The sequence below is a fragment of the Nocardioides ginsengisoli genome (assembly GCF_039537225.1).
In the GTDB taxonomy this organism is placed as follows: domain Bacteria; phylum Actinomycetota; class Actinomycetes; order Propionibacteriales; family Nocardioidaceae; genus Nocardioides; species Nocardioides ginsengisoli.
Map to the genome: position 1 here is coordinate 39201 of NZ_BAABAC010000020.1, position 13356 is coordinate 52556.

Sequence of the window (13356 nt, forward strand, 5' to 3'; positions counted from 1 at the left end):
TCGCCTACGCCGACGAGCGGGGCCGCCCGTTCCTCGACCTGGTCGGCCGTGTGGACGCACCCGACCCTCGGGTCGTGGTCGATCTCGGATGTGGTCCTGGCAATCTCACCTCCCTTCTCTCCGACCGGTGGCCGGGTGCTGTGGTCACTGGTGTCGACTCCAGTGCTGACATGATCACCGCTGCGTCCGACAGAAGCCGAACGGGACGGTTGGCTTTCCACAGGTCCGACCTCCGCGACTGGTTGTCCACAGCGAATCCGGGCGAAGTGGACGTTCTTGTGACCAATGCGACGTTGCAGTGGGTCCCGGGGCACCTCGAGCTGATGCCGGCGCTGGTGCGCGCGATCGCGCCCGGGGGCTGGCTGGCCTTCCAGGTCCCCGGCAACTTCGACGAGCCGAGCCACACGCTGCGCGCGGAGCTGGCGGACGAGCCGCCCTATGCCGAGCACACGCACGGGATCGCCGATCCGCGCTCGCACGACGCGGCGACCTACCTGCGCGCGTTGCAGGGTCTCGGCTGCACGGTCGATGCATGGGAGACGACGTACCTGCACGTCCTGCACGGGCCCGACCCGGTCTTCACCTGGGTCTCCGGCACCGGGGCGCGCCCGACGCTGCAGGCGCTGCCCGCCGACCTGCGCGAGCGCTTCGAGGACGAGTTCAAGCGGCGACTGCGCGTCGCCTATGCCGACGAGGGGCGCGGGGTGGTGCTGCCGTTCCGGCGCATCTTCGTCGTCGCCCGCACCGGCTCCTGAGGAGGGCGCGATGAGGATCCACCACGTCCAGGTCGCCTGCCCGCGCGGGGGAGAGGACGCCGCGCGCCGGTTCTACGGCACCGGCCTCGGGATGACCGAGGTCCCGAAGCCGCCGGCGCTCGCGGCCCGGGGTGGCTGCTGGTTCCGCGCGTACGACGAGGACGGCGAGGGCGGCGGCGTGGCCGCTGCCGAGATCCATGTCGGCGTCGAGGAGCCGTTCACGCCGGCCCGCAAGGCCCACCCGGCGCTCGTCCTCGGCTCGGTCGCCGCGCTCGACGAGGCGGGCGCGCGGCTGGCCGAGCTCGGCTTCGACGTCGACTGGACCGAGCGGCAGACGTTCGCCGGCTACCAGCGCTGCCACGCGTTCGACGGCGCGGGCAACCGGGTCGAGCTGCTCGCGGAGGAGTCGGCGCAGTCGGAGTAGCCGGGGTCACCTTGTGGCACCTTGTTACTCGCGAGTAATCTCGGGGGCATGAGCCAGGTCCACAGCCTCTGGAAGACGACCACCAGCCTGCCGGTGGTCGGCGGCACGCTCGGCAAGCGCGTGTTCTCCCTCGCCTTCAGCCAGAAGGCGCCCTACTTCGCCTCGATCCACCCGCGGGTGAGCGAGCTGCGGCCCAACTACGCCGAGGTCCGCATCCCCAAGCGGCGCAGCGTCCAGAACCACATCGGCACCGTCCACGCGATCGCGCTGTGCAACGGCCTCGAGATGGCGATGGGCGCGCTCGCCGAGGCGACGATCCCCAGCGGCAAGCGCTGGATCCCCAAGGGGATGGAGGTCGCCTACACCGCGAAGGCGACCAGCGACATCGTCTGCACCGCCGAGACCGACCAGGAGCAGTGGGACACCGCCGAGGGCGACCTGCCGGTCCGGGTCAAGGGCGTCCGCGACGACGGCACGGTCGTCATCGAGGGCACCATCAACCTCTGGGTCACCAGCAAGAAGAAGTAGTCACCCGCAGGCCGGAAGCGGGGCCGGAGCGTCGCGGCGGGCGGGTCAGAGGATGTCGGGCAGCACGCTCAGTGCGAGCCCGGCGACCACCGCCGCGACGGCGATCAGGACGACGCGCGGGCGCGGGGACGCCGTACTGGCGTCGGTGAGGGCAGGCAGCCCCATCTCGCGGCGCCAGTCGTTCTCCTCGCGCAGCCACTGCTCCGCCGGCGTGATCGCGCGCAGCGAGGCCCCGATGCCGACCAGCAGCAGCGTGAACGAGCCGCCTGCGACGGTGAGCACGGTCAGGATCGCGGAGATGCCGCGGGTGTCGGTGCCGAGCATCAGACCGGCGCCGGCGCCCGCCGAGACGAGCAGCGCGACGATGCTCAGGACGCTGCCGATCACCTGGTTGTTGCGGGCGACGAATCCGGGAGCGGGGTCAGCCATGGGGCGACCCTACTGGCCCGCCGCCGACAGGATTCGGGCGGTGGCCCGCGACCGCCGTACGCTGGACCGGTCATGAGCACCACGCAGGAGCAGCCCAGGACCTACGAGGTCCGCACCTACGGCTGCCAGATGAACGTCCACGACTCCGAGCGCCTCGCGGGCCTTCTCGAGGACGCCGGCTACACCCCGTTCGTCATGGCGCCCGAGGGTGAGCAAGCTGACTATCCAGATGTCGTCGTGTTCAACACCTGCGCCGTCCGGGAGAACGCCGACAACCGCCTCTACGGCAACCTCGGCCACCTCGCCCCGGTCAAGGCCAAGCGCCCCGGCATGCAGATCGCGGTCGGCGGCTGCATGGCGCAGAAGGACCGCGACACGGTGGTCAAGAAGGCGCCGTGGGTCGACGTCGTGTTCGGCACCCACAACATCGGGTCGCTGCCGGCCCTGCTCGACCGGGCGCGCAGCCAGCAGGAGGCGCAGGTCGAGATCCTCGAGTCTCTCGACGTCTTCCCGTCGACGCTGCCCACCAAGCGCGAGTCGGCGTACGCCGCGTGGGTGTCGGTCAGCGTCGGCTGCAACAACACCTGCACGTTCTGCATCGTGCCGAGCCTGCGCGGCAAGGAGAAGGACCGGCGCCCCGGCGAGATCCTCGCCGAGATCGAGGCGCTGGTCGCCGAGGGCGTCTCGGAGATCACGCTGCTGGGCCAGAACGTCAACGCCTACGGCGTCGAGTTCGGCGACCGGCAGGCGTTCTCCAAGCTGCTGCGCGCGTGTGGCGAGATCGAGGGTCTCGAGCGGGTCCGCTTCACCAGCCCCCACCCGGCGGAGTTCACCGACGACGTCATCGAGGCGATGGCCGAGACGCCCAACGTGATGCCCAGCCTGCACATGCCGCTGCAGTCCGGCTCGTCGAAGGTCCTCAAGGACATGCGCCGGTCCTACCGGCAGGAGAAGTTCCTCGGGATCATCGAGCGGGTCCGTGCCGCGCTGCCCGACGCCGCGATCACCACCGACATCATCGTCGGCTTCCCCGGCGAGACCGAGGAGGACTTCCAGGAGACGCTGAAGGTCGTCCGCGAGGCCCGCTTCTCCGGCGCCTTCACCTTCCAGTACTCCAAGCGGCCCGGCACGCCCGCCGCCGTCCTCGACGACCAGGTCGAGCCGGCCGTCGTCAGCGACCGCTACAACCGCCTCGTCGAGCTGGTCAACGAGATCACCTGGGACGAGAACAAGCGGCTGGTCGGCCGCGAGCTCGAGCTGATGGTCGCCGAGGGCGAGGGGCGCAAGGACGCCGAGACCCACCGGCTCTCCGGCCGCGCGCCCGACAACCGCCTGGTCCACTTCGAGGCCGACTTCTCGCAGGTCGAGGGCGCGCCGCGGCCCGGCGACATGGTCACCGTCCAGGTCACGTACGCCGCGCCGCACCACCTGGTCGCCGACGGGCCGGTCCGCGCGCTGCGCCGTACCCGCTCGGGCGACGCCTGGGAGCGCCGCACGGCCGAGCCGGCCACCGCGGCGAGCGCGAGCGTCGGGCTGGGCATGCCCTCCCTCGGCGTCCCCGCGCCGCTGCCGGACGCGCCGGTCTGCGGCTGATCGCTCGTGGCTGCTGACGCGCCGACCATCCTGGCGACCTCGGGTGGGATGGTCGCGAGCCCGCGCAACAAGTGGTCCGTCGGCCCCCTGACCGAGTACGCCGTCGACCTGGCCGGCGTCAGTGGCCGGGCGCCGCGCGTGTGCTTCCTGGCGACTGCGTGCGGCGACCAGCCGGCGGTGATCCGCGACTTCTACGACATGGCGCAGGAGTCCGGCTTCCACGGCAACCACCTGTCGCTGTTCGCGATGCCGAATGTCGACGACATCCGCGCGCACCTGCTGTCCCAGGACGTGATCTGGGTGTGGGGCGGCAGCGTGGCCGGACTGCTCGCGATGTGGGAGCTGCACGGCGTCGGCGACGTGACGCGCGAGGCGTGGGAGGCGGGCGTCGTCCTGACCGGCGTCTCCGCGGGCTCGATCTGCTGGCACGCCGGCGGCACCACCGACTCGTTCGGGCCCGACCTGCGGCCGATCACCAACGGGCTCGGGCTGCTGCCGTACTCCAACGGCGTCCACTACGACTCCGAGGAGCAGCGCCGTCCGCTCTTCCAGCGGCTGATCGCCGACGGGACGCTGCCCGCCGGCTACGCCACCGACGACGGCGTCGGCCTGCACTACCGCGGCACCGAGCTGGTCGAGGCGCTCACCGAGCAGGACGGCAAGGCGGCGTACTTCGTCGAGCGCGGCGCCGACGGCGCGGCCGTCGAGACCCGGCTCGACACCCGCCGGCTCTGACGCCTGTCGACCTAGAAGCCGTGGTGGGTGAGCCCCGGCAGGTCACCGTCGCGCAGCCCCGCGAGGACGACGGCCTCGTGCGGCACCACCGGCGTCGGCAGCGCCGACAGCGGGAACCAGCGCAGGTCGGCGCACTTGGCCGGCTCCACGATGCGCGGCTCGCCGGACCAGGCGTGGGCGGTGAAGAAGAAGTCGATCCGCTCGTCGATCGGCAGATCGTGCGCGGTGCGCTGCATCGCGGTCGCGAACCGCAGGTCGAGGTCGGCGACGCCGATCTCCTCGAGCGCCTCACGCCGGGCGGCGTCCTCCGCCGTCTCGGCGCGCTCGACGTGCCCGGCCGCTGCGGCCGCCCAGTGGGCGTCCATGTAGCCGGTGTTCTGGCGCAGCTGGAGGAGCACCTCGGTGCCCGCGCCGTCCGACGACTCCCGGAGCAGGAAGACGTAGGACGCGGGGACGACCACGAATCGGGTCTTGCCGGTCGCGGGGTCCTGGACGGTCACCGAGGCGCTCTCTCGATCTGCTGGATGTGCTGGGACTGCTGGAACTGCCGGTCGGTCAGCCGATGTCGTCGTTGCGGCCGTCGAGACCGTCGAGCAGGTCCTTGGCCTTGTCGGCGCCCAGCTCGATCTTGTCGTCGAACTTGCCGCCGGTCTTGTCGGATGCGAAGTCGGCGGCCTTGTCGACCGCGTCGCCGATCTTGTCGCCCTGGCTGTCGACCGCGTCGGTCAGCTTGTCCTTGGCGTCATCGAGAAAGCCCACGAGAAACCCCCAAGTGTGAGTCCGGCGGCCCGACCTGAGCCGCCGCCCACACCCTAGAGGATGGGGCTCACGCGGAGGTGTCGTCGCCGTCGGGCTCGTCGTGCTCCAGCTTCTCGATCGCTTCCTTGGCCTTGCCGCTCGCCGACTCGATCTTGTCGTGGTACTTGCCGCCGGTCTTGTCGTCGACGAAGCCCGCGGCCTTGTCGATGCCCGACTCGATCTTGTCTCCGTGCTTGTCGACGGCGTCGCCGACCTTGTCGACGACGGTGTCCTTGGCGCCCTTCAGCCGGTCCATGATTCCCATGGTCATCTCTCCTTGCGTTCGGCCCGAGTCAGCCGCTGGGTGGGTCATTGCCAGACTAGTCCCGTGTCCCGCACTCCCATCGTCGCGATCGTCGGCCCCACCGCCAGTGGGAAGACCGCGCTGTCGCTCGACCTCGCGCAGGCGCTCGGGGGAGAGGTCGTCAACACCGACGCGATGCAGGTCTACCGCGGCATGGACATCGGTACGGCGAAGCTGCCGCTCGCCGAGCGACGCGGGATCCCGCACCACCTGCTCGACACGCTCGAGGTCCGCGATCCCGCCACGGTGGCGGAGTTCCAGGGCTGGGCGCGCGGGGTGATCGCCGAGCTCCGCGCCCGGGACACGACGCCGGTGCTGGTCGGCGGATCCGCGCTCTACACGCGGGCGATCCTCGACCGCTTCGAGTTCCCCGGCACCGACCCGGCGGTCCGCGCCCGCCTCGAGGCCGAGCTCGAGCAGGTCGGCAGCCCGGCCCTGCACGCCCGACTGCGCGAGCTCGACCCGCCCGCGGCCGAGCGGATCGAGCTCGAGAACGGGCGGCGCGTCGTCCGGGCGCTCGAGGTCATCGAGATCACCGGGGCGCCGTTCAGCGCCCACCTCCCCGTCGAGGAGTACGTCGACCCGCACACCGTCCAGCTCGGCGTCGCGATCGACCGCGACGTGCTGGAGCCGCGGATCGCGCTGCGGGTGCGGCAGATGTTCGACGAGGGACTGCTCGACGAGGTCGAGCGGCTGCTCGGGGAGGGCCTCGCGGAGAGCCGGACGGCGTCGCTCGCGATCGGCTACCGCCAGGCGATGGCCGTGCTGGCGGGGGAGATGACGGTCGACGAGGCGATCGAGAAGACGGTCGTCGCGACGCGGAGGTTCGCGCGTCGGCAGATGGCGTGGTGGCGCAACGACCCGCGCATCACCTGGCTCGCCTACGACGACCCGGACCGGGTGGCGAGGGCGCTCGACGTCGTGCGAAACGTCTGACGGCGGCGCGGCGGGGCGACATGATGCCCCGATGACCCGGAGTCGGATCGCCTATCTCAGCGTCTCGGTCGTGCTCGTCCTGCTCGTGGCCACCGGGGTGCTGTGGAGCGTCGGGTTCCGCAGGGCGGCCGACGTGGTCACCTCCACCGGCGACACGGTGTGCGAGGGGACCCGCCCGACGAGGGTCGCCGACGACGGCTTCGGCGCCGAGTACTTCCGACGGGTCGGGATCCCGATGCGGCGGGGATTCGCCTGCATTCTGCACATCGAGGTGCGCAACAACGGCGATCGCGGCGTCCGGATCGGGCAGGTCCGCTTCCCCGCTGGGCCGAGTGCCGGCTCGGCCTACGAGGTGACGTCCATCGACAGCCGTCGGGTCCCGGTCGACGACGAGAGCGACGGGGGTGACGCGGTGGTCGACCTCGACCGGCAGCTCGACGGCGGAGAGAGCTATGTCGTCGAGGTGCGCGTGCGGTTCCGCGAGTCCGGGTGCGACGGAGAGGGCGGCGCGGAGCAGCCCTGGCCGTCGATCGCCGTGAACAGCCTGCTGGCCTCCCACGAGGTCGTCGTCAGCGACGTGCCGTCCTTCCTCGGCACCGCCGACTCGACCTGCGACGAGTGAGGCCGCGGCCTCACAGCCGCGCGAGCGCGGCTTCCGCCGCGTGGAAGCCGCTCATGCCGTGCACCCCGCCGCCGGGTGGCGTCGCCGACGAGCAGAGGTAGACGCCCGGGACGCCCAAGGAGTAGGGGGCGAGGGCGGGGCGGGGGCGGAAGACGATCTGGCGGGCGGTGTTGGCGCCGGCGCTGATGTCGCCGCCCACGTAGTTGGCGTTGTCGGCCTCGAGCTCGGCGGGGCCGCGCGAGGCGACGGCGAGGACGCGGTCGCGGAAGCCCGGCGCGAAGCGCTCGATCTGGCCGAGGACCGCCTCGGTCGCGTCGCCGTCGTAGCCGTGCGGGACGTGGGCGTAGGCGTAGACCGGGTTGGCGGTGCCGTGTGACCGCGAGGGGTCGGCGAGGAACTGCTGGCCGAGCAGCACGAACGGCCGCTCCGGCATCTCGCCCCGCACCGAGGCCTTCTCGATCGCGGCGATCTCGGGCGCGCTGCCGCCGAGGTGGAGGGTGCCGGCGCGGCGGCAGGCCTCGTTCCGCCACGGGATGTCGCCCTCGATCGCGATGTCGACCTTGAAGGCCGAGGGTCCGTAGGAGTAGCGGGTCAGCGCGCGCCGGACGCGTGGGGGCAGCGCGGGGCCCATGATCGAGAGCACGCCGGCCGGCGCGGTGTCGAGCAGGACGACGTCGGGCGCGCGGCCGTCGACGTCCCGCAGCTGGTCGAGCGACGTCACCCGCACCCCGGACCGGACGGTTCCGCCCAAGCCGGTCAGCACCGACACCAGCGCCCGGGTGATCGCCTCGGTGCCGCCCTCGGCGACCGGCCAGCCGACCGCGTGCGCCGTACTGGTCAGCATCAGGCCGACCGAGCCCGACAGGGGAGTGTCGAGCCGGCCGAACGCATGCGCCGCGACGCCCATGAACAGCGCCCGGGCAGGGGCGTCCTCGAAGCGGGCGGCCGACCACGTGGCCGGCAGCAGCGCCTGCATCCCGAACCGGCCGAGGGCGAGCGGGTGCCGTGGCAGGTGGACGACCGGCTGCAGGACGTCCTCCATCAGGGCGTCGAAGTGGCGCACCATCGGGCCGAAGATCCGCTGCCACCGGGCGGCGTCGACGCCGAGGGATGCCGTCGACGACTCCGCGAGCGCGCGGGTCGCATAGCCTGCGCGGCCGTCGTCGAGCGGGTGGGCCAGGTCGATCTCCGGCCACCGCCAGCGCAGGCCGTGCTGCTCCAGCCCCAGCGAGCGGAAGTACGGCGAGGCCACGCCGGTGGGGTGGAAGGCGGCGCAGTCGTCGTGCAGCAGGCCGGGGAGCGTGCGCTCGCTGGTGCGGGTGCCGCCCCCGGGGCGCTCGTGGGCCTCGAGGACGGTGACCCGGACGCCCGCCTGGGCGAGCCGGATCGCGCCCGCGAGCCCGTTCGGCCCGCTGCCGACCACCACCGCACTCGTCACGCCACGGGATCCTTCCCTTCGACGACGCTTCCCGGACGACGGTAGCCGTCGGCGGTCCACGAGACGGTGAGCGGGACCGGTCCGTTGGGCAGCCAGGGCTGCTCGCGCACGCAGTCGCGGACGTCCCAGCTGCCGCGCTCGACCACACCCAGGGCGGCGTCGATGACGCGGTACTCCTGCGGGCGCGAGGTCCGCCACGGCGTCGCCTGCGACTCGCAGTAGGCGACGACGAGGTCGCCGGGGGCGAGGTTCAGCCGCTTCTGGATGGCCGCGACCAGGCGCTCGTCGTGGAGGTGTCCGTCGCCGAAGTTCCAGCCCAGGACGGCGTTGCAGACGAACTCGCCCTCGCGGACGGTCCGCGTCTCGATGTCGTCGAGGCGCGCATAGAGCACCGAGAAGAGGCCGCGGCCCTGGCTGTGCATCGAGCGCCAGGCGAGCGCCTTCTGGATGGTCATCTCGGCGGTGTCGGCGTCGTAGGGCATCGGCTGCATGCGCTGCAGCTGGTCGACCTGGTTCTCGACGAGGGGCAGCTCGTTGAGGCGGGCCTCGATGCCGGGCTTCATCGCCCAGACGGCCGAGGCCCAGTTGCCGGCGTACTGGCGCATCGACGGCAGGAAGGACACCAGGTCCGGCCGCAGGTTGCCGAGGACCGGGCCGAACAGGAGCAGCGCGAAGATCGGAACGAGCAGCAGCGGCCGCGAGAAGCTGCCGATGTTGTACGTCGACGCAGCGAAGCCGTCGCCGAACCCGCCCCACAGCACGATCGCGATGTATCCGAAGTAGACGTTCCACTCCAGCGGCACGGCCAGCGGGAAGGTCGACGTGATGAAGACGTGGAAGATCAGCATCGCGATCGCGCCCAGCATCGCGATCGTGTCGTCGGCCGTCAGCAGCAGCACGACCGGGATGATGATCTCGACGGTGGTGCCGCCGACGTGCGCCATGAACCAGGCCAGCCGGCTCGGACGCAGGTCGTCGGGGGCGCCGCGGTAGTGCAGCCGCTTGATCACGTCGAGCTGGCCGGGGCTGTTGGACACCATCGGCGGGACGACGTTCATGAAGTGATCGCCGATCTTGGAGACGCCGGCGCCGATCCAGACGACGCAGATGATGATCTTGAAGGCGACCACGAGGTCGACGAAGTCACCGGCGCTCGCGCCGTCGCGCAGCGCTATCGCGCCGAGGGTGGCGGAGAACAGCATGATCGGCAGGTACTGCTCGGAGCGCGCGGCCAGGAAGACCACCTTGTCGCGCAGACCCATCAGCGGCATCGTCACCAGGATCGGGACGAACGCGAGCGGCGGGATCAGCTCCTGCGGACCCGTGCCCGACGGCACCAGCGCCACCGGGTCGGCGTGGACGAGCAGCGGGTAGACCAGGCTGGCCAGGACGGCGACGTACAGCAGGACGTCGGCGACGGTGCGCTCGTCGCCGCCGGTGAGCGGGACCCGCCGTCCCCACGGAGCCATCCGGATGGTGCCGGGCCGCAGCCAGTAGCGGATGTTGCCGAGCATCGGCGTGAAGTGGCCGCACAGGGGGCCGAACGCGCCGCCGAGGCCGATCACCTCGAGGAGCATCAGCCAGACCGCGAGCTTCTGGTAGACGACGACATTGTCGAACCACGTGCTCGGGTCGCCGAAGGCGACGTGGCCGGTGGTCCACGCGGTGATGGCCAGGCCGACCGCGAAGTAGAGGCCCAGCATCTTGAGGATGTAGACGACGTGCAGCATCCGCGGGGTGTTGAAGCCCTGCGTCACCCAGGCGGTGGTGAGCACCCTGATCCGTTGCTGCAGCGGCAGCGCGAGCAGCTCCGCCGGGGGCATCACCTCGGGAGCCGGCTTGACGAACCCCATGTCACTCTCCTGCCAGTCGCGCCCGCAGCGCGGGCTTGTCGATCTTGCCGACCGGGTTCTTCGGCAGTACGTCGAGCACGTGCACCGCGACCGGGACCTTGATCTTGGTCAGCTGCTCCCGGGTGTGCGCGAGGACCGCGTCCACGTCGATGGTGGCGTCCGGCCGGGGCGAGAGGAAGGCCACCGGCACCTCGCCGTACGTCGGGTCGGGGCCGCCCACGACCGCCGCCTCGAGCACCTCGGGGAAGGCGTGCAGGACGTTCTCGATCTCCTTGGGATAGATGTTCTCGCCGCCGCGGATGATCATGTCCTTGATCCGGTCGACGATCCGCAGATAGCCGTCCTCGTCGAGGATCCCGACGTCGCCGGTGTGCAGCCAGCCGTCGCCGAGCGTCTCCGCCGTCGCCTCCGGGCGGTTGAGGTAGCCGCGCATCACGTTCGCGCCCTTGATGACCACCTCGCCGCGCTCGCCGGCCGGCAGCAGCATGCCGTCCGGGGCCATGATCGCGACCAGCTGGCCGGGCAGCGCGGGGCCGACCGTGCCCGGCTTGCGGACGCCGTCGACCGGGTTGCACGTCGACGCGCAGGTGCCTTCGGAGAGTCCGTAGCCCTCGACGAGCGGGAAGCCGAAGCGGCGCTCGACGGCGGCGAACAGCTCCGGCGGCGCGGGTGCCGCGCCGCAGATCGCGAAGCGCACCGAGCTCACGTCGGCGCGCACCTCCTCCGGCAGCGCGACCAGGTGGGAGTAGATGGTCGGCACCGCCGAGAAGTACGTCGGGCGCAGCCGCTCGATCGCGCCGAGGAACTCCACGGGGTGGAAGCGCTGCAGCACCGACAGCTGCGCGCCCACCGACATCGGCGTCAGGAAGCTGACGCAGATGGCGTTGACGTGGAACAGCGGCAGCACCAGCAGGCAGTGGTCGTCGGCCTGCGCGTGGATGCCCTCGCGCATGCTCGCGATCATCGCGCCGAGGTTGCCGTGGTCGAGCATGACGCCCTTGGGGCGGCCGGTGGAGCCGCTGGTGTAGACGAGCAGCGCCAGGTCGCCGGCGTCGGTCGAGGGTGCGGGCAGGCCGCCCGACGCGACGGTCGGCAGCTCGCCGACGGACGCGCCGTCGACCACGAGCACCGCGCCCGAGTCGGAGATCTGATGTCCCGCCTCGGCCGCGGTGAACGTCGGGTTGATCGGCGTCGCCGCCGCGCCGAGGCGCCAGGCCGCCATGATGGCCACCAGCAGCTCGACCTGGTTGGGCAGCATCACCGCGACCACGTCGCCCCGGCCGACGCCCCGGCCGGCGAAGTGCTCGGCGGCGGCCTCGACCCGCTCGGCGAAGGCACGGTAGGTGAGCTCGGTCCGGTCGTCGCGGACGCACGGCCGCTCGTCGTACGACGAGGGGCGCATCCAGGGGAGGTAGGTCAGCGTCATGCTCGGAAGGTAGATCCCGAGGAAGCCCTGGTTCTTGGTCGTCGGAACCAAAGCCGGGCGGGGGATTCGGCGTCCGGGGGCCAAGGCGTTGTGACATCGCCCTCTGGCACGATGTCGTGACCGTCGTCACCCGTTGGTGCCGGGCGCCAAAGAGGAGGTCGATGTGTTGGATGCCGAGACTGAGCTGCACGGCGTCGCCGAGGTGCTCGCCGAGCGACGGGTCGAGCTGACCGGCTTCCTCGTCGAGCAGTTCGGGGTGCGGATCCCGGAGCTGCCCCGCGACCCCGCGCTCGTCGCGCTGCTCGACGGCAGCGCCGGCTCCAACCTGGAGACGCTGGCGCATCTCCTGCGCGGACACGTGCCGAGCACCGACATCCAGGCGCCGGCCGCGGCCGTCGAGTACGCCCGGCGGCTCGCCCAGCGGGGCACCTCGCCGAGCGCACTGCTGCGCGCCTACCGGCTGGGCCAGCAGCTGATCCTGAGCTGGGCCAGCGAGCAGATCTCCGCACGGGTGCCCGACCCGGTGCTCGCGCTGGAGACCACCCGGCTGCTCACCGACACCTCCTTCGTGTACGTCGACGCGGTGTCCGAGGAGGTCATGGGCGCCTACCAGGCCGAGCGGGAGCGTTGGCTGACCAACCGCAGCGCGGTCCAGCGCGAGACCGTCGACGCGCTGCTGCGCGGCGACCGGGTCGACCTCGCCGCCACCGAGGCGGCGCTGGGCTACCGGCTGCGCCAGCACCACCTGGGGCTGGTGCTGTGGACCGACCCCGGCGCCGGCGACCTCGCCGCGGCCGAGCGGACCGTCGTACGGATCGCGGAGCGGCTGGGCGCCGGCGGACACCCGCTCTTCGTCCCGCGCGACCGCGAGACCGCCTGGGCGTGGCTGCCGATCGGCCGGACCGCCGACGTCGACCTCGGGGTGATCGACGCGCTGCTCGCCGAGGGCGACGGCCAGGTCCACGTCGCGATCGGCTCGGCCGGGGCGGGGGAGCCCGGCTTCCGGTTCACCCACCAGGGCGCGGCCGCCGCGCAGGAGGTCGCCCAGCTCGGCCAGCATCCCGCCCGCCCCGCCCTGGCGTACGACGACCCGACCGTGCGCGCCGCGGCCCTCCTGGCCCGTGACCTCGCCGGCACCCGCCGGATGGTCCGCAGCACCCTCGGTGACCTCGCCGAGGACTCCGAGGGCGCCGCCCGGCTGCGCGAGACGCTGCTCGCCTTCGTCGAGGAGCGGGAGAGCTATGTCGCCACGGCGGCGCGGGTGCACCTGCACAAGAACACCGTGAAGTACCGGGTCGACCGGGCCGTCGAGGCCCGCGGCAAGCCGCTCGGCGAGGAGCGGCTCGACCTCGAGCTGGCTCTGATCGCGTGCAAGTGGCTGGGGCCCGAGGTGCTCGCCGCGCGCTGATCCCCCGTCGTACCGGACGTCCGGGTCGCAGCAGGGCCCGATTCGCGACGCAGACGTCCGGTACGACAGCAAGAACGGTCAAGCGTCGGCGGAGACGAGGCGACAGA

At 71.9% G+C, this 13356-nt stretch carries 15 protein-coding genes; 8 read left to right on the forward strand and 7 right to left on the reverse strand.

Annotation, left to right across the window (positions count from 1 at the left end; translation table 11 throughout):
* The first annotated feature begins 50 nt into the window (after positions 1–50).
* The 3 genes from AB4880_RS10585 to AB4880_RS10595 are packed head-to-tail and all read left to right on the forward strand — an operon-like array spanning position 51 to position 1707.
* Complete coding sequence (locus AB4880_RS10585; RefSeq protein WP_367919269.1) at positions 51–755, forward strand: methyltransferase domain-containing protein; 705 nt, start codon at positions 51–53, stop codon at positions 753–755.
* A gap of 10 nt (positions 756–765) precedes the next feature.
* The gene (locus AB4880_RS10590) at positions 766–1179 is read left to right on the forward strand and encodes a VOC family protein (RefSeq protein ID WP_367919193.1); all 414 of its coding nucleotides are present in this window, start codon (positions 766–768) and stop codon (positions 1177–1179) included.
* A 48-nt stretch (positions 1180–1227) separates the two neighbouring features.
* Positions 1228–1707 (forward strand): hotdog fold domain-containing protein, encoded by a 480-nt coding sequence (locus AB4880_RS10595; protein WP_367919194.1) that lies wholly within the window; start codon positions 1228–1230, stop codon positions 1705–1707.
* A 45-nt stretch (positions 1708–1752) separates the two neighbouring features.
* On the opposite strand, the gene AB4880_RS10600 is transcribed toward AB4880_RS10595, so the two are convergent.
* Positions 1753–2136, reverse strand: coding sequence for a hypothetical protein (locus tag AB4880_RS10600; protein ID WP_367919195.1), 384 nt, complete (start codon positions 2134–2136; stop codon positions 1753–1755).
* Between the two features lie 72 nt (positions 2137–2208).
* On the opposite strand from AB4880_RS10600, the gene miaB reads away from it, so the two are divergent.
* The gene (miaB, locus tag AB4880_RS10605; RefSeq protein ID WP_367919196.1) at positions 2209–3729 is read left to right on the forward strand and encodes a tRNA (N6-isopentenyl adenosine(37)-C2)-methylthiotransferase MiaB; all 1521 of its coding nucleotides are present in this window, start codon (positions 2209–2211) and stop codon (positions 3727–3729) included.
* 6 nt (positions 3730–3735) lie between these two features.
* Positions 3736–4464: a Type 1 glutamine amidotransferase-like domain-containing protein gene (locus AB4880_RS10610; protein WP_367919197.1), complete on the forward strand. Its 729-nt coding sequence runs from the start codon at positions 3736–3738 to the stop codon at positions 4462–4464.
* Positions 4465–4475: 11 nt separating this feature from the next.
* Here AB4880_RS10610 and AB4880_RS10615 read toward each other — a convergent pair whose 3' ends face one another.
* The 3 genes from AB4880_RS10615 to AB4880_RS10625 form a co-directional block, all read right to left on the reverse strand.
* Positions 4476–4964 carry an NUDIX hydrolase gene (locus tag AB4880_RS10615; RefSeq protein WP_367919198.1) on the reverse strand — a complete coding sequence of 163 codons (489 nt, stop codon included), beginning with the start codon at positions 4962–4964 and terminating at the stop codon, positions 4476–4478.
* A 55-nt stretch (positions 4965–5019) separates the two neighbouring features.
* The gene (locus tag AB4880_RS10620) at positions 5020–5223 is read right to left on the reverse strand and encodes an antitoxin (protein WP_367919199.1); all 204 of its coding nucleotides are present in this window, start codon (positions 5221–5223) and stop codon (positions 5020–5022) included.
* A gap of 67 nt (positions 5224–5290) precedes the next feature.
* A complete protein-coding gene (locus tag AB4880_RS10625; RefSeq protein ID WP_367919200.1) occupies positions 5291–5533 on the reverse strand; it encodes an antitoxin in 243 nt (80 codons plus the stop codon).
* Between the two features lie 57 nt (positions 5534–5590).
* Here AB4880_RS10625 and miaA point away from each other — a divergent pair, with 57 nt between their 5' ends.
* Both miaA and AB4880_RS10635 read left to right on the forward strand, forming a co-directional pair.
* Positions 5591–6502 carry a tRNA (adenosine(37)-N6)-dimethylallyltransferase MiaA gene (miaA, locus tag AB4880_RS10630; RefSeq protein WP_367919201.1) on the forward strand — a complete coding sequence of 304 codons (912 nt, stop codon included), beginning with the start codon at positions 5591–5593 and terminating at the stop codon, positions 6500–6502.
* Positions 6503–6533: 31 nt separating this feature from the next.
* Complete coding sequence (locus tag AB4880_RS10635) at positions 6534–7124, forward strand: hypothetical protein (protein WP_367919202.1); 591 nt, start codon at positions 6534–6536, stop codon at positions 7122–7124.
* 10 nt (positions 7125–7134) lie between these two features.
* Here the strand turns inward: AB4880_RS10635 and AB4880_RS10640 are convergent, their stop codons facing one another.
* The 3 genes from AB4880_RS10640 to AB4880_RS10650 are packed head-to-tail and all read right to left on the reverse strand — an operon-like array spanning position 7135 to position 11841.
* Positions 7135–8562 carry a phytoene desaturase family protein gene (locus tag AB4880_RS10640; protein WP_367919203.1) on the reverse strand — a complete coding sequence of 476 codons (1428 nt, stop codon included), beginning with the start codon at positions 8560–8562 and terminating at the stop codon, positions 7135–7137.
* Complete coding sequence (locus AB4880_RS10645; RefSeq protein ID WP_367919204.1) at positions 8559–10415, reverse strand: DUF3556 domain-containing protein; 1857 nt, start codon at positions 10413–10415, stop codon at positions 8559–8561. The genes AB4880_RS10640 and AB4880_RS10645 overlap by 4 nt, the downstream gene beginning before the upstream one ends.
* Before the next feature lies 1 nt (position 10416).
* Complete coding sequence (locus AB4880_RS10650; protein ID WP_367919205.1) at positions 10417–11841, reverse strand: class I adenylate-forming enzyme family protein; 1425 nt, start codon at positions 11839–11841, stop codon at positions 10417–10419.
* 163 nt (positions 11842–12004) lie between these two features.
* On the opposite strand from AB4880_RS10650, the gene AB4880_RS10655 reads away from it, so the two are divergent.
* Positions 12005–13249: a PucR family transcriptional regulator gene (locus tag AB4880_RS10655; protein WP_367919206.1), complete on the forward strand. Its 1245-nt coding sequence runs from the start codon at positions 12005–12007 to the stop codon at positions 13247–13249.
* Positions 13250–13356: the final 107 nt, after the last annotated feature.